The organism is Dietzia sp. JS16-p6b, from assembly GCF_003052165.1.
Lineage (GTDB): Bacteria > Actinomycetota > Actinomycetes > Mycobacteriales > Mycobacteriaceae > Dietzia.
Genome location: NZ_CP024869.1, coordinates 2,346,100 through 2,365,537, shown reverse-complemented (window position 1 = coordinate 2,365,537; position 19,438 = coordinate 2,346,100). Strand labels below are relative to the sequence as shown.

15 protein-coding genes and 1 pseudogene are annotated in these 19,438 nt (G+C 64.0%); 5 read left to right on the top strand and 11 right to left on the bottom strand.

Translation table 11 applies throughout. The features are described from left to right. Positions 1–508 precede the first annotated feature (508 nt). Positions 509–1,156: pseudogene (locus tag CT688_RS18075) on the top strand (DUF3375 family protein); the annotation flags it as partial. 76 nt (positions 1,157–1,232) lie between these two features. After that, positions 1,233–1,781 (top strand): DUF3375 family protein, encoded by a 549-nt coding sequence (locus tag CT688_RS17755; RefSeq protein WP_231750300.1) that lies wholly within the window; start codon positions 1,233–1,235, stop codon positions 1,779–1,781. Here CT688_RS17755 and CT688_RS10750 read toward each other — a convergent pair. The 5 genes from CT688_RS10750 to CT688_RS10730 form a co-directional block, all read right to left on the bottom strand. Then, complete coding sequence (locus CT688_RS10750; protein ID WP_107756884.1) at positions 1,733–2,452, bottom strand: DUF1998 domain-containing protein; 720 nt, start codon at positions 2,450–2,452, stop codon at positions 1,733–1,735. The two genes, CT688_RS17755 and CT688_RS10750, sit on opposite strands and share 49 nt — an antisense overlap. A gap of 230 nt (positions 2,453–2,682) precedes the next feature. Further along, positions 2,683–3,441: an ATP-binding protein gene (locus CT688_RS10745; protein ID WP_095719429.1), complete on the bottom strand. Its 759-nt coding sequence runs from the start codon at positions 3,439–3,441 to the stop codon at positions 2,683–2,685. Next, positions 3,438–5,096: an IS21 family transposase gene (istA, locus tag CT688_RS10740; RefSeq protein ID WP_231750299.1), complete on the bottom strand. Its 1,659-nt coding sequence runs from the start codon at positions 5,094–5,096 to the stop codon at positions 3,438–3,440. The genes CT688_RS10745 and istA (CT688_RS10740) overlap by 4 nt, the downstream gene beginning before the upstream one ends. 88 nt (positions 5,097–5,184) lie before the next feature. Further along, positions 5,185–5,679, bottom strand: coding sequence for a hypothetical protein (locus tag CT688_RS10735; protein WP_156607208.1), 495 nt, complete (start codon positions 5,677–5,679; stop codon positions 5,185–5,187). Between the two features lie 68 nt (positions 5,680–5,747). Beyond that, positions 5,748–6,407 carry an IS5 family transposase gene (locus CT688_RS10730; protein ID WP_197431411.1) on the bottom strand — a complete coding sequence of 220 codons (660 nt, stop codon included), beginning with the start codon at positions 6,405–6,407 and terminating at the stop codon, positions 5,748–5,750. A 168-nt stretch (positions 6,408–6,575) separates the two neighbouring features. Between CT688_RS10730 and istA (CT688_RS10725) the strand changes: the two genes are divergently transcribed. Continuing rightward, on the top strand, positions 6,576–8,144 hold the full coding sequence (gene istA, locus CT688_RS10725; RefSeq protein WP_231750298.1) for an IS21 family transposase: 1,569 nt from the start codon (positions 6,576–6,578) through the stop codon (positions 8,142–8,144). Beyond that, a complete protein-coding gene (locus tag CT688_RS10720) occupies positions 8,141–8,911 on the top strand; it encodes an ATP-binding protein (protein WP_107755567.1) in 771 nt (256 codons plus the stop codon). Before istA (CT688_RS10725) ends, CT688_RS10720 begins: the two co-directional genes overlap by 4 nt. A 95-nt stretch (positions 8,912–9,006) precedes the next feature. Here the strand turns inward: CT688_RS10720 and CT688_RS10715 are convergent, their stop codons facing one another. The 6 genes from CT688_RS10715 to CT688_RS10695 form a co-directional block, all read right to left on the bottom strand. Next, positions 9,007–9,288 (bottom strand): transposase, encoded by a 282-nt coding sequence (locus CT688_RS10715; protein ID WP_197431410.1) that lies wholly within the window; start codon positions 9,286–9,288, stop codon positions 9,007–9,009. 26 nt (positions 9,289–9,314) lie between these two features. Further along, entirely contained in the window at positions 9,315–13,247 is a 3,933-nt protein-coding gene (locus CT688_RS10710; RefSeq protein ID WP_107756882.1) for a DEAD/DEAH box helicase, read from the bottom strand. Between the two features lie 18 nt (positions 13,248–13,265). Beyond that, complete coding sequence (locus CT688_RS17335) at positions 13,266–15,455, bottom strand: hypothetical protein (RefSeq protein WP_156607206.1); 2,190 nt, start codon at positions 15,453–15,455, stop codon at positions 13,266–13,268. Between the two features lie 279 nt (positions 15,456–15,734). Next, positions 15,735–16,790, bottom strand: a complete 1,056-nt coding sequence (locus tag CT688_RS10705; protein WP_083249486.1) for an IS3 family transposase — start codon at positions 16,788–16,790, stop codon at positions 15,735–15,737. Then, complete coding sequence (locus CT688_RS10700; protein WP_095719468.1) at positions 16,787–17,242, bottom strand: transposase; 456 nt, start codon at positions 17,240–17,242, stop codon at positions 16,787–16,789. The genes CT688_RS10705 and CT688_RS10700 overlap by 4 nt, the downstream gene beginning before the upstream one ends. Next, the gene (locus CT688_RS10695; protein WP_156607204.1) at positions 17,239–17,796 is read right to left on the bottom strand and encodes a hypothetical protein; all 558 of its coding nucleotides are present in this window, start codon (positions 17,794–17,796) and stop codon (positions 17,239–17,241) included. The genes CT688_RS10700 and CT688_RS10695 overlap by 4 nt, the downstream gene beginning before the upstream one ends. Positions 17,797–18,165: 369 nt before the next feature. On the opposite strand from CT688_RS10695, the gene CT688_RS10690 reads away from it, so the two are divergent. Next, positions 18,166–19,433 (top strand): IS3 family transposase gene (locus tag CT688_RS10690; protein WP_107756880.1). Its coding sequence is split into 2 segments (ribosomal slippage): positions 18,166–18,478 and positions 18,478–19,433, totalling 1,269 coding nucleotides; the frame shifts between segments, so codons are not numbered across the junction. The last annotated feature ends 5 nt before the right edge of the window (positions 19,434–19,438 follow it).

Sequence of the window (19,438 nt, the reverse complement as noted above, 5' to 3'; positions counted from 1 at the left end):
CGAAGTACGCTTCACCTACCGAGTGCTTTCTGCATGAGAACATGGAACCTTAGACAAGTCCCAGTTTTCCCTGTTCAGGAATCACTTCGGTCTACTTTTTCCCAGCGGTCAGACCCCGTGAATCACCGGGACTAGAAGTGCATGGCCGCGCCCAGCCCTGCCTAGAGTGGGGCGGAGCGTTACTCCCCGAAACTGAAGCATCGGCGCTTCATAAGCGTGGCAGTTGCGCATGACCGCACCCTCCCGTATTGGCTACAAGCCAACGGCACCGTGACCTCGCGGCCGCGGAACCAGGCCACCGCGCGTTCGATCCCCCGGTGGCCATGGCGGCTCTCTCGTTGGAGCAAGATGAATGCCCGTATCAACGAATTCATCGACGCTCGCCGTGGGGGACTACCAAAGTGTTTGCAAAAACTGCGGCGGTCGGACTACTTCTATCAGCATTCAGCAGGTTCCGCACTTGGACGAAAGCCACAGTCCGCGCGACTAACCCGCTGCTCGGTACGGGATGGTGGTGGGCCGGCAGCTGCAGACTGTCTCCGTATCCAAGTCGCTGTGCCTGTGGGCGTCGGCGGGGTCGCCAGTGCCGCCGAGCTGCTCGGGCCGTGCCGATCGACCGAGCTGGTTCGCCCCCCGCCATTGCCCCGCCGCCGGCCCCTCGACCCCCGCTCCTAGACTGTCCCCTCGGCGCACGACCCGCCGCGACCGACAGTCCGCCCACCCCGAGGAGCCCCACGTGGAGTTCGCGCAGATCGAGGCGCTGCGCGAGCGGCATCCCGCCTGGCGGATGCTGCGCGCCACGCACGCGCCGCTGCTGCTCACGGTCCTGGGCCGGTTCTTCGTGGAGGAGGGCCGGGGCGCCAGCTCCGAGGGCGAGCTGGTGGCGGCGCTGGACGACCAGCTCTACGCCCCCAACGCCCAGGATCCGGAGAACCCGCGGTTCCTGCGCACGGCCGCCGAGTACCTGGCGGACTGGGCCGGCCCGGAGGCGGGCTTCCTGCGCCGCTTCTACCCGCTGGGCGCCGACGAGATCCACTACGACGCCACCCCGGCCCTGGAGAAGGCCTACGCCTGGGTGCAGGGGCTGTCCGAGACCTCCTTCGCGGGCACCGAGTCGCGTCTGCAGACCGCGGTGGACCTGCTGCGCCAGATCGCCCAGGGCACCGAGTCCGACCCCGCCAAGCGCCTGGACCAGCTCGAACGCCGCAAGCAGGCTGGTCCACGGCCGCAGCATGATCGACTCCTCCGACCAGGGGCGCAGCTTCCAGGCGTTCTACGATCCGCTGTTGTCCACCTCGGGCCAGGAGGAGCTGTCCATGCTGCTCGAGCGCCTCACCGGCATCGACGAGCTCGGCGCGGACCGGCGCCTGCGCACCGTGCACCACGGCTGGGCGGAGGCCGCGGAGCGCACGCAGCAGACGGTCCGCAACATCTCCGAGCAGCTGCGCCGCTTCACCGACGACCAGGTATGGCTGGAGAACCGCCGGGTGCTGGACCTGGTGCGCCAGATCGAGACCTCGGCGCTGCAGGTCCGCGAGGGCGAGCTGCCGGACCTCGGGCTGGAGCTGGAGGAGACCAGCATCGACGTGGCGCTGCCCACGGATCGTCCGCTGTTCGAGGAAAACTACGAGCTGCGCGCGGGAGTCAGGGAGTGCAAGAGCCGAGGGCTGGTATCTCCTCGGGTGGACGGCGCCGGCCCTCATCGACGCCGCCCAGCAGGAGTCAGTGGTGTCTACTGGTCAGCCAGCACTCGCCCGAGAGCGTCAGCAGAGATCAGCTGACTGATGGTGCCGAACGGTCGTTGCAGTGCCTCGCGAACGTCCGAGAATTCGGCATGGCTGCGCGGGTACATTCGCATTGCTGCATAGTAGGCCTCCTTCTGCAGAGGGTTCCATCCGTCGGAATCGCGTCGCCACAAGGGATGTCCGAGGATGGAGATCCTGCCCTCGAACCCATTGTGGAGTGCTTTCAACCCTGCCAGGTCGACGACTTCATAGGCTCCTTGCCCGGCAGTCGCAATGTTCGCGGCAGCTGAGGCGCTGTGCGCTAGCCACCGCTGAAGATCGAGGTCTCTCCCAACAGCAAGATCGAACATGTCCAGCGCGAGCCGCCAGTCCAGGCTGCCGTGCAGCAACCGGTTGTTATAAGAGCGTAGGCAGTCAGGGCATGAACTGTCGCAGTCAGAATGAGCCGCGGAAGTCCAGGCGTCCTCGAGGTCATTCCGAGCAGTGTGGAGGAGGTTACTCAGGCGCTGAGGCTGGGCGATCTCTGTGGCGTATCCGGCGCCGTTCTCAAGACGGTCCGCGAGGAAGATCCTAAAGGAGGGGGTCCCGTTGATTGTGGCCGGCTGCAGACCGGCAATGATCTCATCGGGATCGATATCCAGCTCGATATGGCAGGCCCGCCGAATTGCTTCACCAAAGGACAAGAAGGCCGACTGCGCCGACGGCATCCGTCGGCCATCAGCCGGGAGCTGACGCCCGACGGTCTTTGGCGTGGTGAATGAGATCGTGACGATGTCCGTAGTTCTGATGGCACCGATCGCAGCATGAGCGATGCGTTCGCCGATGAGGTTCGACTCGTCGACGTCGTTGTTTGGGACGCCTTTCGGAAAGCGCGGTTCTGATGATCGGGTAGCGGTCGGACGGGCATCGGATAGCGGCCCGTCCGACCGCCGGACCGTTACGGCGTTGCTGCGGCGAGGTGTCGTCGCATGTTGGGTCCGTCGAGGGCGATGATCTCGGCGCCGGCGACGATCCGGTTAAGGATCGACTCGGCGATGACCGCGTCTTGGAGCGACTTGTACCAATCGGGCGGGTCGAACTGGGAGGTCACCAGAGTCGACCCGCGGCCTTCGCGGGCGGCCAGGATGTTAAGCAGCTCCGCCGCGGTGTGCGGCGCCACCGGGGTGGTCAGGAAGTCGTCCAGCACGAGCAGGTCGCAGTTGTGCAGGTCGGTTAGGAAGTCCAGCCGGCGCTGCGAGGTCGGCTCCAGTACGGCGAGCCGGTTGGCCAGGTCGTCGAGCCGGAAGAACCTCGCGGTGTAGTACTTTCGGCACGCCGCGTTGAGCAACGCCTGGGCGAGGTAGGTCTTGCCCACGCTGGACTGGCCGAGCACGACGAGATTACGAGTGGCGTCGATCCATTGACAGCTGGAAAGACGTGCGATTAGCTCGCGGTTGACGTTGCGGTCAGGCAGGTAGCGGATCTCTTCTACGCAGGCGTCAGGGTTTGGCGATCTGGAGGCCTTGAGTAGTTTCTGGGTCCGGCGTTCCTGCCTGGCCGTGATCTCTTTGTCCAGGGCGTGGAAGATCTTCTCGGAGAAGGTCCACTCGTCGCAGGCGGGATCGTTGGCCAGATCGATGACGGTCTGTCCGAACGCGGTCATCCGCAGCTGCGTGAACAACGGCATGTCGGCGTCGGTGAGATGGCGATCAGTCACTGGGACTCCTCCTGCCCCGAGGTTCCGATGCTCGTGCTCGGGCGTCCTGTGAGGGCGGTGAGGCTGAACTGTTCGGGTCCGGCCAGATGCGCCCCGGTGGTATCTCGCTGACCTGGCGGCGGTGCCAACCGGGTCGTCGTGGCCGGCGGTGCCGCGGTCGTGGTGGGTCGGGCTGCGGCCTGGGCCCTCAGGGCTGCCAGCTGCTGCTTGACGGCGGTGTAGCTGATCGCCCGGCGGGCAGTCTCGGAGACGAGTTGGCCGCAGGCACGCTCGAGCAGCATCTTGTTGTCGCCGCGGGCCAGGGCGAGGATGTTCTGGCACGAGCGGTAGCCCTGCGCCTCGATCCGCTGGCGATCCAGGACCTCACTGATCGCGGCGACGGTGTTCGGTCCGATCTTGTGGGCCTGGCGCACGAAGTACGCCCTCGACCACAGGTCCGAGGACTGCAGATGCTGGGCGGGCACGTGGTCAGGGTCGGTGACGAACGAGTGGCGCTTACCGGAGACCGCGTGGGAGGCGATGACCTCCCCGCCCGCCATGACCGTCAACCTCTGCCCGGTGATCTTCACATCGACGTGCTGGCCGGCGAAGGGGTAGGGCACCGAGTACTTCACCGTGGCGATCTCCACGTGGTAATCCCGATTGACCTTGGATTTCTTCCAGATGACCGGCTGCCACCGCGCCTCGGGCAAAGCGATCAGCTCCGACTTCTCGTGCTCGGTGAACAGCTCCCGGCGGCTGGTCTTCTGGCCGCGAAACGGGGTCCGGTCGTTGATCGACTCGACCTCGGCGGCGATCGCCTCGTTCAGGTCGTCCAGGCTGGCGAAGCGCCGATCGGCAAGCCGGCCGATCACCCAGTTCGTCGCCACCTTCACTCCGGCTTCGACGTTGCCCTTGTCGCGGGGTGCCGCCGATCTCGTCGGCACCGCGGCGGTGTGGTGGTACTCGAGAAAGTCCCGATACTCGCGGTTGACCTCCCGGGCCCGATCGCCACGAGTGATCTGATTCGACGCCGTTGACGCGTTGTCCGGGACGATCACCTGCGCCGCGCCGCCGAAGTACTCGAACGCCTGCAAATGCGCGTCGAGCCAATTCGGCATCTTCTCGTCCAGGCAGCCGCAGGCGAAGACCATCCCCGAGTACGGCAGCGAGGCCACGAACACCGACACCGTGGTCCTGGTGCCGGTGACGGGGTCGAAGATCGCCATCTTCGTGCCCGCCCAGTCGACCTGCATCGTGTGCCCGGGAACGTGGGTGATCCGCATCGTCAGCTCGTTGACCTCGACGTATTCGCCGACGATCTGGCAGAACCGCTGATAACTGTAGTGCCGTTGCCCCGGCGATCCGTCGGTGTCGAGGTAGTTGGCCCACAGCACCCGCAGCGGCAGCTTGTTCTTGCCCGTGCGCTTCTTCACGGTCGCGGCCACGTCGAAGGCGACGAACTCTTCCGACGGTGTCTTGCGCCCGTCGGTGAACAAGGCGTCGATCTCCTCGCTGCTGAGCGCCTCGACTTGGCCGGCGGCGGTCAACCCGTGGTCGCGGCAGACCTTCTTCGCCTTGGCGATCGTGCGGTGCGAGCAGCCCGCGATCGCCTCGATGTCCCGGTAGGACCTGTTCTGCAGCAGTAGCGACATCACCAATCGGTAGTCAGTCACCGTGCCTCCTGTTCGGAATCACGCGCAGCCTGGTTGCCACGCGTCGAACCGACACGAGCACACGACGCCTCCCACCGCTACCTGATGCTCATCCTCGCGCTACCCGATCGTCAGAACCCTGCTTTCCGAAAGGCGTCCCTAACACGTCGTCGTACAGATCTGTATTCGCGACCACGACGGACTTGTCCATGCGACGACGCAGGTCGAACAGTCGGCCCGAGTTGTCATTGAGGGTCACCAGCTTGGCCTGGGAGTAGGCGTCCACGCCAACGGCTCCGGATGAGAAGGAGACAGTTGGGTTCTCGGCCACACCGACGGCGGGAGGGGCTACCGACTCTGAGATGTCGAAGTCATCATCGAAATCCGTGGCGGAGGCGTAGTCCGTCCGCCATCCCAAAGGCTCATACATGGTGACGGTTGTCGTGGCCTCACCGCAGATCGCGCAACTGGCAAGCTCCTCATCGAGATTGGTGGCACCGCACTCTTCGCAGCGGGTTACGAGCCGTGGCCGCCCGAGTGGGTCGGCCGGCGCCACTTTTCCTGATGCCATGCTGTAGGCGGCAAATCCGATGACGGTCCTCACCTCGCCGTCCCGCACTATCTTGGAGCCAGGAGTGAAAGCGCTGATCGCCATATCGAGAGGGCGATCAACTAGGGCGTGTCTCCCAATCGGCGTAGCCAGGTGAGAATTGCACAGAGGGTGACGGCGGCGCGGTAGGTGATCGCGAGTTTGTCGTAGCGGGTGGCCAGCGCTCGCCATTGCTTGGCCAGAGCGAAGGAACGTTCAACGACGTTTCGGTCTTTGTAGAGGCCAGTGTCGAGTTTCGGGGGTCGGCCACCGCGGCTGCCGCGGCGTTCGCGAGCGGCGATGGTGTCGCTTTTCTCCGGGATGACAGCGGCGATACCGCGACTGCGGAGCTGGCGGCGGATCGTGCCGGACGAGTAGGCCTTGTCTGCGATCACCGCGTCGGGGCGGGTGCGGGGTCGGCCCTTGCCGTGGCGTGGGACGTGGATGTCGGCCAGGACTTCGGCCAGCATCGCGCCGTCGTTTCGTTGCCCACCGGTGATCACGTTCGCCAGCGGTCGGCCGCGGCCATCGACAGCACTGTGAATCTTGGTGGTCAGCCCTCCTCGCGAGCGACCGATGCCGTGACCTGCTGGTTCACAGTCCCGGAAGGGCCGGTTCTTGTGATTCGACCCTGCCCCCTGTGTCCTGCTCAGGGCGCGTTGTATTTGTGCCGTGCTGATGAGCGCGGCAGATGGTGGCGTCGACCGAGACGTTCCAGTCGATCTTTCCGGCCGCGTCGGCATCGGCTGGCGCGTAGGGCCTGATGGTTGCGCAGATCCATCGACCCGGTAGCAAGATTCTGGATACCCGGTAGCGGCGGGTTGGTGTGTGCTCGGCTGAGGGCGACGGCACAAGGGGTGTCGTCGTTCGTGGCATGAGAGGCGGGATCCGTGGCGGATTACCGAAGGATTATGGCGCTGTTGCTCCAGGGCCGCAGCTACCGGGAGGTCGTGGAGACGGCGGGCTGCTCGCACCGTGACGTCGCGCGGGCCAAGCAGGTGATCGGAATGAACGGCATCACCTCAGTGGAGGGCGTCTCGGATGCGGAGGTCGCCGGATGGTTCCCCGACGGGCGACGGCGGGTCTCGGATGAGTACGAGCGGCCGGAATTCGAATCTGTACTCCAAGCGCTCAAGCACCGTCGCCACTTCACCTTGCTGCAAGGGTGGCGTCGGTACGCCGATGCCGCCGGCACGGGGAAGAAAAAGTACGGATACGCGCAGTACTGCGCCCTGTTCTCCGAGTGGGCGCGAACGAATGACCTGGTCGCGGTCCTGCGCCACGAGCCGGGCCGGGCGATGCACGTGGACTGGGCCGGGGACACCCTCGACGTGGTGGACCGGGCCGACGGCGTAGTGGTCAAGGCCTACTTGTTCGTGGCGGTCCTGCCGTACTCGGGCGCGGTGTTCTGCCGGGCGTATCCGGACATGAAGTCCGAGGCCTGGCTGGACGCCCACGTCCAAGCATTCGCCTTCTTCGGGGGCGTGCCCCAGCTGGTGGTTCCCGACAATCCGACCACCTCGACGCACCAACGACACAAGGGCGATGCAGAGCGGGTCGTCAACGCCCGCTACCAGCAGCTGGCCGACCATTACCAGTGCGCCATCGTCCCAGCTAGAGCCAAGAAACCAAGGGATAAGGCTGCCGCAGAGTCCGCGGTGAACGTGGTGAACCTACGCGTCATCGGCTATCTCGAGGGCGAGACGTGGTTCTCGGTGTCCGAGCTCAACGAGGCGATCGACGAGCGGGTGCGCGAGGTCAACCGCGACCTGAGGCGAGCCGACGATTCCACCCGGTGGGAGCGCTTCGAAACCGAGGAGCAGCACCTGCTCACAGCCCTGCCGGATGCCCGGTTCGAGGAGGTGGCCTGGAAGCAGCTCAAGGCCGCCCGCAACTACCACATCACCGCCGACTACCAGCATTACTCAGTGCCGTACTCGCTGGCCGGGCAGCTGCTGCGGGTTCGGCTGACCTCGAGCCGAGTCACGGTGTTCAACGGCAACGAAGTCGTCTGCGAGCACCCGCGGCTGAGCGGCCGCAAGGGCCAGTACTCCACGCTCGCCGAGCACGTGCCAGACAAGCACCGCGACATCGACGGCCTATGGTCCAGGACCTGGTTCAGCGATCGCGCCCGCAGCTTCGGTCCGGCCACCCAGGAGGTGATCGAGCAGATCCTGGACCGCCACCAGATCGAGGCCCAGGGGTATCTGGACTGCCAGAACATCCTGGGCGGACTCGGCAAGAAGAACCGACAGCGCCTCGAGGCCGCCTGCGGAGAACTCCTGGCCCGCGGCGGCTATCCCACCTACACCACCCTCAAGCGACTGATGGCCGCGATCGACTCCGATGCCAAGGCGCCCAGGACCATCAGGCCCGCAGCCTCAACCCGCAAACACACCGAGACCCGAGAACCCGGACCCGAGGTCTACGTCCGCGACGCCTCCCACTACGAAATCGGCAGTCAGGGGGCAGGGCAGTGACGTTCACCGACATCGACTACGACAAGTTCCGCGCCCTGCGCGTGACCAGGGTCGCCGCCCGGCTGGAGCAGCTCATCGGCGACGAAGCCAACGACGAGCTGACCCCCGAGCAACTGTTCCTCACCGCCGTGGATGATGCCCTCGAAGATCGCCGGGCACACAAGGTCGACAAACTCATCCGGGCCGCCGGGTTGCCGATCCCGGAGGCGAATGTCGCCGAGCTCGACTACCGGGAGGGCCGAGGGATCAACCCGGTGCGGATGAAACGCTACGCCGCCCACGACTGGGCCGCCGACCCCACGAACCTGCTGGTCATCTCCCCAACCGGAGGAGGAAAAACGTACCTGGCCTGCGCCATCGGCATCGCCGCCTGCCACAACGGCCACGCCGTCACCTACGCCAGAATGGACTCGCTCGCACGGCAATTGGTCATCACCCGCGCCGACGGGATCGCACACCAGAAGCTGCTCAACGATCTGTCGAACACCGATCTGCTGATCATCGACGACTTTCTCACCGTCGGCATCGACAGCGACGCCGCCTCCGACCTGTTCGCCATTCTGGCCAACCGAGAACACCGCCTGCCGACGATGATCGCCTCGCAGACAGGACCGGCCCACTGGGTCGCAGAACTACCCGACCGGGTCGCCGCTGACTCCATCGTCAACCGTCTGGCCAACAACGCGCGGACGATCAACCTCGGCCAGATCGATATGCGCCGACAGCGCCAAGACCAGGCTCGCACCACCGACGGCTACTGGGAGTAAACGCCAGCGGCTGCGGCCCCGCCCAGAAGCAGGGGCCGCAACCGACCCCCCAGAACAGCGCTACCAACTCCGTGGACTCGCGCAACCGAGTAGCCCTACGCGCCATCGGCCAGGATCACGTGCAGGATGCGATCCCAGGTCCCGTCCCGGGCGTAGCGGGCGTGACGCTTCCACACGGTCTGCCACGCCCCGAACTCCTCGCGGGGCAGGTCCCGCCAGGGAATACCGGCGCGGTAGCGGTAGATGATCCCCTCGACGACTTTGCGATTGTCGCGAAACGGATGCCCCTGCCGCCCTTCATTGGAGGGCAGCAGGGGCTCTATCCGCTCCCACTGCTCGTCGGTGAACTGGCGAAATCGTGACTTCGTCTGTCCCATACGGCCACGGTCTCGCGGGTCACCGCTCAGCTATGGGAGACACGCCCTAGGACGGCGTCCTGGAGTTCTGTCAACTTCCGAACGGACCTTCGATACACCGGACGTACCCGGGTGGGGAATCCAAACATGGGAAGCACCCCAACGCTGGCGAGTTCCTTACTCAACTCAGTCTGGGGGTCTGAGACGTCGGCAACCACCGCCGCGACCTCCTCGGCGAGTTCGTGACGGACCCACTGCTCCATGCTGCTGCGATCTTGCGCAGTGATTCCGGTGTGGGAGGTGAGCCTCTCGATCACGGCGTCGACAGAGGGCGACTTCCCCAGCCATTTGCGGATACGCGGCAGGTTGTCCGCGAGCTGCTCGACAGTGCCGAAAGTGCCATGCAGGCTCTCCGTGGTCCACTTCGGAGGGTTGGGAAGAGACCTGAAGGCTAATCGGAGGACTTCTGATGCGACAACGCGCCTCGAGATCCGATCCCGGTTGGTATCCAGGAACGGTTGAGGAGGTACGTCGCCTGTGATGCGTTCCGGGTGATTGAAATAGTAATCGTCATGACTGCGTCCTCTACAGACAGTCAGGGCGTACGAGAATGGTTGGCCAGCGCGACCGGCGCGACCCACGCGCTGCTGGTAGTTGAACCGTTGAGGGGGCATGTTGGCCATCAGCGTCGACTTCAGCGAGCCGATATCAACGCCGACCTCCATGGTGGTGGTGGCGACCAGGACATCAAGCTCGTGGGTGATCGGGGACTCCCGTGGACTTGGCAGAAGGACACCCTTGAAATGCCGCTGGCGACGACGCTGCTCCTCCAACGGGCGGGTCTGGCCGGTCAATTCGGCAACGGCGAGGCGGCGCGGTGGAAGCGTCGCCAGCCATGCGTAGTAATCGATGTCGGAAGCGGATAGAGCCGACTCGATGAGTTCTGGCGAATTGCATCGCCGGTTCGCACATATTCCTGCCGACGGGTGCAGGTGTTGGAAGCCGCACCGAGCACACGTCCATTTGCGCTGGTCCTGGGGGACGAATTCAAACGGGGGTTCTGGAAGACTGACGGCCAGAAGCCACCCCGGAGCGAAACCTGCCTCGGCTTCGGCGGTGAGCCACTGGAGGAGGTCCTCAGGGTCGATCGAATGGCGGTGGGCAACCTGTTTGACGTAACCGTTCACGACTTGAGGAACACCCTGCTGAGGCTCGCGGCTGCTGAAGGGGATGCGCTTGGCGCCGCCCAGAATCCTGACCACCGAGCGAAGTACCTCGCGCGAGGTGTCGGGGGAGAGGGGCGAGGACGACAGTCGGCTACCGCTGACCTCGACGAACCCGATCCCCGATGCTTCGATATCGCGGCCGGTGCGGTCGAAAACCGCAGCAGCCATCTGCTTGCCGAGCTCCTGGCTGAATCGTTGAACTGCAGTAGCCTGCAGCGTCGGTTCCAGTGGCTCCCACGCTCCGCTGATCGGTGGCTCGAACGCTTGGAACCACAGAGCTCCGTTCACGGTTTTCGCCATAGAGGGGCCCGTGCCTCCGGGTGGGACACCCATGTCCACCAGCCGCCGCATGACGAGCTCCCGAAGGCGCGCCCAGGTAGTTTCAGTGCGTTCATCGCTGCCGAACGCAGCCAGCTTTTCCACGTCATCGTCCGTCAGGGCGGTAAACCGTTGCTTCTGGACCAGGTTCCAGATCTCGGGTTGCGCCGCAGACACTGCCCGGAAGGCGATTGCTTCCTCGGCGGAAAGAGAGCTCATGTCATCGGCACCCCGCTTGAGGATGTCCAATTGGTCAGGTTCACCCTCATCGAGCACCTGTGCGATGACCTGCCGGACGGTGTCTCGGTAGTGGTTGCGGCTGACTCCTGCTGCGGTCCGTGCGGCATCGTCACGGCTGTCGGTGAAGACGATCGACCGCGATTCGTTGGACGAATCGCCCATCTCACGGACGAGTTGCGAAAGGTACACCTGGGTCGATCGCGAGTTGCCGGTGGAGTGATTGCGGATCGGCGATCGAACAGCGCCAGCCCAGAATCTTTCGGCAGACCTGTTGTGGCCCTTCTGGCCGCAATGCGGGCACATCTCCGGGAGGGCTGGGTGTACCGCTTTGTTGCCGGAATCGTATGCGAAGGTCCAGCCGGTAGCAGCCTCCACCGCTGGCCCCATCAAACCGACGGAGGGTTGTAGCTCCACAGGAATGAAGTGGAACTTTGATCCCCCTGCCAATCCCTTGGGGCCTTTCCTATCCCATGACATGGAAACAGGTTTAGCGCCCGGCCAGTACCAACGATACGTATCGGACGTGCGATGGGATACGCGGGTCGACTCTTCGAAAGGGTAGTGGGGCGGTGACGCCCCGAGCATCACCGAACCTTCGATGTGGCTTGCGACCCATCCGCCGAGGCTCACATCTCCGCACTCCCAGCAATAAAGAAGTTCCATAACCCGGGATCCGCAGTCCGGGCAACTGGTAGCGGGAACATCGAGGAGACGTCCGATTCGACGGTCGCTCTCAAACTCAGCCACACCCGAACACTCGGGATTTACGCACGCCCACAAGCCCTTGGAGAGCCGAGCGAACATGTGGATTCGTAGTGGAATCGTCGTCGGATTCGAGCTGGATGCGATCGTCTGAAGTAATAGGTTGAGTTCAGGGTCACCACCGAGCCGCTGCGCTATTCGTGACCTTGAGGTGGCTCTGACGCGTCCGCCCTCGTCGACGCACGCGTTTGCGATTCTCGTGGCAGGGTCAGTGGAGTCCACTTCGAGTTCGGTCGGTCGCCCGGCAGTTACGTGGAACGAGTCACCTGCAACGCCGAAGAATCGCTCGAGATAGGTCTTGCCACCGTCACCGGCGTCGAGTGACGCGGATGTGCCGATACAGCGGAGTTGCGGACTATCCGGCGCCAACCCCAGTCGATTCAGGAAGTTTCGAAGAATCATCGCGACTTCGCTTCCTTGCGTGCCGCGATACAGGTGAAGCTCATCTACGACGAGCGTGAAGACTCGGGTCGGATCGCTTTCCAGCCACTGCCGCGTCTGCTCGAAGATTGGCTGTTCGAACTCGCGCATCAGCATCACGTTGAGCATCGAATAGTTGGTGACCATGATGTCCGGCGGGGACGCGATCATGTCCCAGCGGGTCATCATCTCGTTCTGTCGGGGGTCAGCGAACTGCTCAAGATCGGCAGCAGGGAGGCCCGCGTTGATCAGATCATCCATCTCAGATGCTGCGGTTCGGGTAGAAGCCGCGACCTCACGGAGTAATCGAGGATTCTTGTCGGGCATTCTGGTCCCGCCGGGCGTGACTCCTGTGTATCTCCCAAACCAGATTGGAGCACCGGGAAAAGACGCGGCGAGAGCTCTGGTGGAGCGCCTCAGACGCACTACTTGGTCTTCGACCAGGGCATTTGTCGGATACAGCACGATGGAGCGCATTGCTGCAGGACGAGTCTCTCTCGCCCTGAGAGGCAACCAACTGCTGCCCGATCGTTGTGCCCACCAAGGATTCGCGGGCGGCTGGGACGGCCACCGATTAGCTTCTGTGGCGATGCGTAGCAGCAGAGGAAGCAAGAAGCTCTCAGTCTTTCCGGAGCCTGTCCCCGAGGTGACGATGACATTGCGTCCCGGCTCAATGCCCGGTCGGAAGGAATGGCGGATTGCCTCTGCCTGGTGGGCGCGAAGCGTGATGGGGGAGTCAGGGCCGACAAGGCCGCCGAAAAGCGCTCGTCCGACGGCGTCGGCAACGCGGTCTTCGATGCCGACACTCTGCGCAATCTCAAGCAGTTCGTCGGTAGACGGATAGGGAAGAACCGGTTCGATGAGCGGTTCGGTGAACAGCTTGCCGGGCCGCTCGAGGAGTGCGCGACGTTCTTTCCTCAAGTCCGGCTCCCGGAGCCAGTAGGTGGTCTCATAATACCGCAGGTACGCGTCTTTGAGACCGTCATAAGTGTCCAAGGGGTCTTTTGCGTGCATCGCAGATCGTCCTTCTACCTAGGTGGAGAGACGGTGGCTGAGCACACCGGCAACCGTCGCGGGAACATCGCAATATGAGAGCAAAGACCGAGCGGTTTGTGCTTCGGGGAGCGAACCCGAACAGAGTACGGCTGCACGGCCGAACAGACCCGGGAGATCGCAACCGAGTGGGACGCTCACCGTCGAGGTGGCGCGGTCGTAGCTGAGGAGCGGACGACCACCCGCTTGAGCAGCCAGGTGTTTGTTTAATTGGACAGATCCGCGGGCGGCAGTTCGGTCATCGATGTCAGTCTCGGTTCTGAATACATCGATCGTGGTGAAGCGCGACAACAATCGGTAGGCCCCGGGCGTTTCCGCGTTCTTTGCCGATTGCCACCGAGAGCGCTCGATGTCGAACCATTTGACGCTCTTGGTTTCGGGCAGAGGAATCCGTGGTAATGCCGCCTCTACATCGGAGAGACTGGGCAAGAGCTTAGCCATGGATAGCGCAGCGTCCTGCGCCAGAAAGACCTCACCACAGGCTACGTCCGGAATCTCGTCGAGATCATGACCGGATAGCCCGGAGACGATCCGTGTTGTCAGGCCATTTCTAGTTTCCGTAGAGAGTGTGCCGCCAGCAGCGTTCACTGCTGCCTCCAGAGCATGTAGCTCCACAGAGTTCCAGCCTCCGCACACGAGGTACCTTCCGTCGGGAAGCTCCGCCAAAGTCTTTAGCCCGACCTCCCACCTCGCAACTTCGAACCGATCGTCTCGCTCGACTTCAATGTGTGCCAGCGCCTCGAGTCCACGCGTGAAGTTGTCCACGAAGAGAGCGGTTCCTTCCACCTGGGAGGCCATGGATCGGAGGGCAGTCACTGATCCGCCGCCGGCATGGACTAGTCCGTCGAGGGCGACATCCCAAGAGATGTCGGGGAGCGAGACTGCCGTTGCGATGGGCAGCGCGGCCCTCTCGACACGGTGAACGCCTGAGTCCGGGAACAGAGATTCCCTCCTTTGAAGAGGGAAGCCGGGGTAGCGGCGGATGAGCCCACAACCCTCACACCGCCCGATGACGAACTGGCTTCTCAACTCCCGTTTCGTCTGCTGGCGAGCCGGGGTTGGTGGCATGACAAATCGATGTCGCCCGGTGAAGACACAGGACCTGTCGTCCAGCGGTGGAATCACGAGCTTCATGCCGGACTCCTTGTCCGACCGCACCTTCGACCACCAGGGGGTACTGGCGATGGAGACAGCTTCAGCTTCGTTGCTGATCGGAGTAGCCCACGCACCGTCAACTGCCCAGTCGACTTCAGCCTCGGAGTGGTCCCTAGCGGTCAGTGCGTCGATCGGTTGGGCCAGGTCGTGGGAGAGACGGGGAGCACGCTGCCATGCGGCATTGTCCGGGGTCGCACCAGAGCGGAGACGAAGGTGCATGCTTTGTATCTCGGTGCCTCCGCTCTTGAGCAGAACCTCGTAGTCGCCTTCGGCGAGTCTGAGGGCGTTCAGATCTACGAGAAGCACTCCGGTGTCCGATACCCACGCAACTTCGACGGCCTTGTCGTCGAGCGTCCACTTGGAAGTCAGAGCGACTGAGAAGTGTTCAATGTCGGCAAGCGCTCGGATCTCCGGCGGGACCGCAGTTGACCAGCGGGTGACGCGGCCCGGGAAGCGGAAACCGCCGTCGATGGTGAGCTTTGTGCGGATGAGCGGGACCAGCGGAGTCAGGTCCGAGTGGCCTGGCGTGGCCGGGGCCGACAACAGCTGCACGTTTCGGTACAGGAGCCAACCATCCGGGACCCCTCGTAGCTTGTGATCGATGGCTTTCCAGCCCGGGCGCGCATGGTTCTCGAGTAGGGCGGACACCTTTTCTGGCAGCGAGCGGTCGTTTCGCACGAGGAGCAGGTAGTCCTCACCCAGTGACACCTGGTCGCTTTCCACGAAATATCCGAGGAGCTGGTCCCGTCTCAAGGTGACAATCCGCCTAGGCAGGCGAATACTCGGACCCTCCGCTTCTGGGATACGAAGCGTCATGAGACCGACGAGCAACGAACTCAGGTCTACAGGGACCGGTTGCCGCGGGCGGATGCGATTGCCCATGAGCTGTATGGCTTCCATCTCCACTGAGCCCTTGGTGCCCTCGATAAGGATTGTGTCCGCGCTCTCCACGCCGGGGAAAGTCGCGAGGACGGTGGATTCCAGTCTTGGGGACGGGAAGGAATTGACGTTCACACATAGCGATGTTCGCCCCACCGACGCTCCGCCGACGGCGTTGCTGGCTCCCGAGCCGTCCCATTGCGAGAGTTCTGTAGCCACGACGTCCGCGAGGCGCGAGTGGCTGCTTTTGTTGGCCCACATCGACCGGAGTCGACTGGTCGCAGACGAATGTGGATGGTCTACCCATGTCTGCAGTAGAGGTCTGAGGTCACCTGCAGGGAGGTCGGTTCCGGGGGGAAGGCCGAATTCGTTGAAGAACGACCGAAGAGCGCTCCTGTCCCGGAGCGTGTCAAATCAAATGAGACGTGAGGTGCTCGGTTGGGCTTGGCTAGTTTCGGGTGATCGGGCGTCGGGGTCGTTGATGGTCGCCTTTTCCGGCAGTCGGGGTGGGCGCGGTCGTCGGGTGAACCGTTCGGGGTGTTTGGCGTAGGCGGCGTCGAGCACGAGCTGGCGCCTGTCGCGGATGGTCTCGGCGGTGCCGTCGTGGACGCTGGCCGGGGTGTGCAGTCCGATCCCGCTGTGCCGGTGCTGGTGGTTGTACCAGTGGATGAATCGGTTCATCCATGCCCGGGCGGCACCGATGCTGGCGAACCGCTCGGGGTAGTTCGGCGTGTACTTCATGGTCTTGAACTGCGACTCGCTGTACGGGTTGTCGTTGCTGGTCCGCGGCCGATTGTGCGACCGGGTTACATCCAGATCGCACAGGAGTGAGGCCAACGGCTTCGAGGTCATCGCCGCGCCCCCGTCGGCGTGGAGATACCCCGGTGCCTGGCCTTGCTCGGCGATGGCGGCGGCGACCAGGTCGGCGGCCAGTTCGCCGTCTTCGACGGTCTCGATGCGCCAGCCCACGACGTAGCGGGAGTAGATGTCGATGACGACGTAGGCGTGGTACCAGATGCCCTTGGCCGGGCCCCGCATTTTCGTGATGTCCCACGACCACACATCATTTGCTGAGGTTGCGACCAGTTCGGGAATCGCCCGTGGTGGATGGGTTGCCTGCCGACGACGCTCGCCGTTCATCGCCTCGGCCGCCAGGATCCGGTGCATCGTGCGCTGCGAGCAGTGATACCGGCCGGCGTCGAGTTCGCGGGCCCACACCTGGGCCACGGACAGATCGGCGTAGGCCTCGCTGGTGAGCACTTCCAGTATCGCGGTGCGCTCGGCGGCGGTGAGCTCGGCAGGATGGCGGGCCTTGGGGTGCGGCCCATACTGGCGCGGTTTCGGATTGGCCTGGCGATGATGGGTCGCCCGCGACCTACCGACCAGGGCGCAGGACCGCACCACACCCAGCAGCGCGGTCAGCAGCTGCGCGGTTTCGGCCTGCCAGGTGCGCCAGGCGGCCCTGGTCACCCCTTGTTTTTCTTGGAGAGCGCTTCCAAGAACGCGACACCTTTTCCCATGACCTCCAACGCGGCGTCACGATCGGCGATGACCTTGTCCTTCCGGGCGGCGTCTGACTCGAGTTTGCTGATCTGCTTTTCCAGCTCAGCGATGCGCGCCTGCTCCGGCGACTGGCCAGCCCGGGGCCTTCTCTTGGACACGGTGCCCAGTGTTCCCGCTTCGATCTGGGCCCGCCACTGCTTGACGCTGGAATCGTAGAGGCCCTCTCGGCGCAGCACGCGGCCCTTCTGCCCGGACGGGGCCTGCTCGTACTCGGCGACGATGCGCCGCTTGTACTCGGCCGTGAACGTCCGCCGGGCCGGCCGCCCGGTCCGCGGGGCCTGAACCGTCTCCTGCGTCGAGGTCGTCGGCGTCGGCTGCGAGGCCTCCAGGGCCGCGTCAGTAGTTGCAGTGATAGTCATGCTGGGTTCTCCTTCTCCTCACGCCCCAGCCTCTCAACCAGCCAGCCCGGGTGTCTCACCTCAGTCTGGCGGATAGGGTCCGCTTCTCGAATAATGGCCTGCGAGATGGGGAGACCCACGAAGCGGTACCCCAGTGCGTAGGCGGTGGGGAGACCGATAGCCCCGTCATAGGAGTTGAGCCAGCCGTTGAGCGCTGTCCAGATTTCCTCCGAGTGGGCCATGAACGACTTCTGGAGCCTGTCTTTGTCTGCTCGCTTCTCCGCGCCCAGGAGCGTAAACAGGTGTGGGTAGTAGGCATTGGCCGCAATAGTCTTGTCGCCTCCCATGCGCTCGGCCGCCGCACTGAACAGCGTGAGTAGAGCGATGAATGGAGGAGGAGTCGGGGTATCAGCGGCGGTCTTACGGCGTCTCGCACGCCACCACTGCTCGGTCAGTTTGGCGTGCTCGCGGAGGGGATCGGGCTCGACCAGACGCAGCGTGGCGCGGACGGCGCCGGCGAGCTCCGAGACAGGGTCAGCGGTGTTGATGCCCAGCTTCCTGGCGACAAGTGCCATACGCGTGTCATCCGGGTAAACGTAGACCGGTGAGCCAGCGAACTGATCGTTGAAGTACTCGTGGGTCAGCGCTTCGTTCCATGCGCGGTACGAGTCCCAATTGGTTAAACGTGGGAGCACGCGGATCCTTGTTTGATGTCGTAGTTGTTGCACGTAATAACATCACGAGGATCTGACACCAATTGGTTTGTCCGTCAAATCCGCTGTGCGGATTCCTAGTTCAGCGTAGGGAATGCTCTTGATCGCCAGGGGGCGGGGCGGTTAGCTGCACTCGAGCAGATTCGGACTATCGCTGCTCAGTCGCGGCCGACCACCTGAATCGCACTGGGTTGGGTGGAGTCTCCATCGTTTGGAAACGAGGATGGACTCATGCCGAAGGACACCAGTCAGGGGAAGCCGACCACGCGTCGCTACAGCCCTGAAGAGAAGGCCGCTGCGGTGCGGATGGTCAGGACCCTGCGAGCTGAGCTGGGCACTGATCACGGCACGGTGAAGCGAGTGGCAGCCCAGCTTGGTTACGGTGCTGAGTCCGTGCGGTCGTGGGTGCGTCAGGCTGACGTAGATGAGGGCCACGTGGCGGGGGTCAGCACGAGCGAGCCGGCGAGGATGAAGGCCCTCGAGCAGGAAGTCCGCGAGCTCAAGCGAGCCAACGAGATTCTCAAGAGGGCAGCGAGTTTCTTTGGGGCGGAGCTCGACCGCCAGCACAAGAAGTAGCCGCGTTCATCGACGCCAACCGCGACGATGTCGTCGCGGGTCGGCTTCTGGGGGTCGAGCGCATCTGCGCAGTTCTGCAGGTGGCCCCGAGTAGCTATTACGAGTTCAAGAAGCGGAAACCGTCCACGCGGTCGAAGCGTGATGAGGTCATGGGTCCAGTCGTGCGGCAGCTGTGGGAGGACAACTTCCGCGTCTACGGGGCACGAAAGATCTGGAAGGCGGCCCGGCGTGCTGGTCACGACATCGGCCGGGACCAGGTCGCCCGGCTGATGCGGGCCGGCGGGATCGAGGGCGTCCGGCGCAGCAAGCGGGTGCGCACCACAAGACCCGACCCGCGGGTGCCGCGCCATCCCGACTTGGTGCGTCGCGACTTCACCGCCACCGCGCCGAACCAGTTGTGGGTCACCGACCTGACATTCGTCCCGACCTGGGCCGGCGTCGCCTATGTCTGCTTCATTATCGATGCCTACTCGCGCACGATCGTGGGGTGGCGGGTTGCCTCACACATGCGCACCAGCATGGTCTTGGACGCGATCGAAGTGGCCCGCTGGTCACGCGGCACTCAGCTGGAGGGGTTGCGGTGTCATAGCGACGCTGGCAGTCAATTCACGTCGATCCGCTATGGCGAGCGCCTGGCCGAGATTGGCGCGGTGCCCTCGATCGGAACCGTCGGCGATTCCTATGACAACGCGCTGGCCGAGACCGTCAACGGCTATTACAAAGCCGAACTCATCCGCGGTCCTGCACGCGAGGGACGGCCCTGGAAGAGCGTCGAGGACGTCGAACTCGCCACCCTCGACTGGGTCTACTGGCACAACCACGACCGCCTGCACGGATACCTGCGCGACGTCCCACCAGCGGAATTCGAGGAAGCGTTCTACGCTACGAAACGGACTGACCAGACCCTGGTCGGAATCCAATAACCCGA

Coding starts and splice junctions, on each gene's coding strand:
- CT688_RS10710 (WP_107756882.1), bottom strand. CDS start 13,247: ATGCACGCAAAAGACCCCTTGGACACTTATGACGGTCTCAAAGACGCG.
- CT688_RS17755 (WP_231750300.1), top strand. CDS start 1,233: ATGATCGACTCCTCCGACCAGGGGCGCAGCTTCCAGGCGTTCTACGAT.
- CT688_RS10750 (WP_107756884.1), bottom strand. CDS start 2,452: ATGCCGTCGGCGCAGTCGGCCTTCTTGTCCTTTGGTGAAGCAATTCGG.
- CT688_RS10700 (WP_095719468.1), bottom strand. CDS start 17,242: ATGACTATCACTGCAACTACTGACGCGGCCCTGGAGGCCTCGCAGCCG.
- CT688_RS10715 (WP_197431410.1), bottom strand. CDS start 9,288: ATGGGACAGACGAAGTCACGATTTCGCCAGTTCACCGACGAGCAGTGG.
- CT688_RS10695 (WP_156607204.1), bottom strand. CDS start 17,796: ATGGCACTTGTCGCCAGGAAGCTGGGCATCAACACCGCTGACCCTGTC.
- CT688_RS10730 (WP_197431411.1), bottom strand. CDS start 6,407: ATGCCGACGCGGCCGGAAAGATCGACTGGAACGTCTCGGTCGACGCCA.
- istA (WP_231750298.1), top strand. CDS start 6,576: ATGGCGCTGTTGCTCCAGGGCCGCAGCTACCGGGAGGTCGTGGAGACG.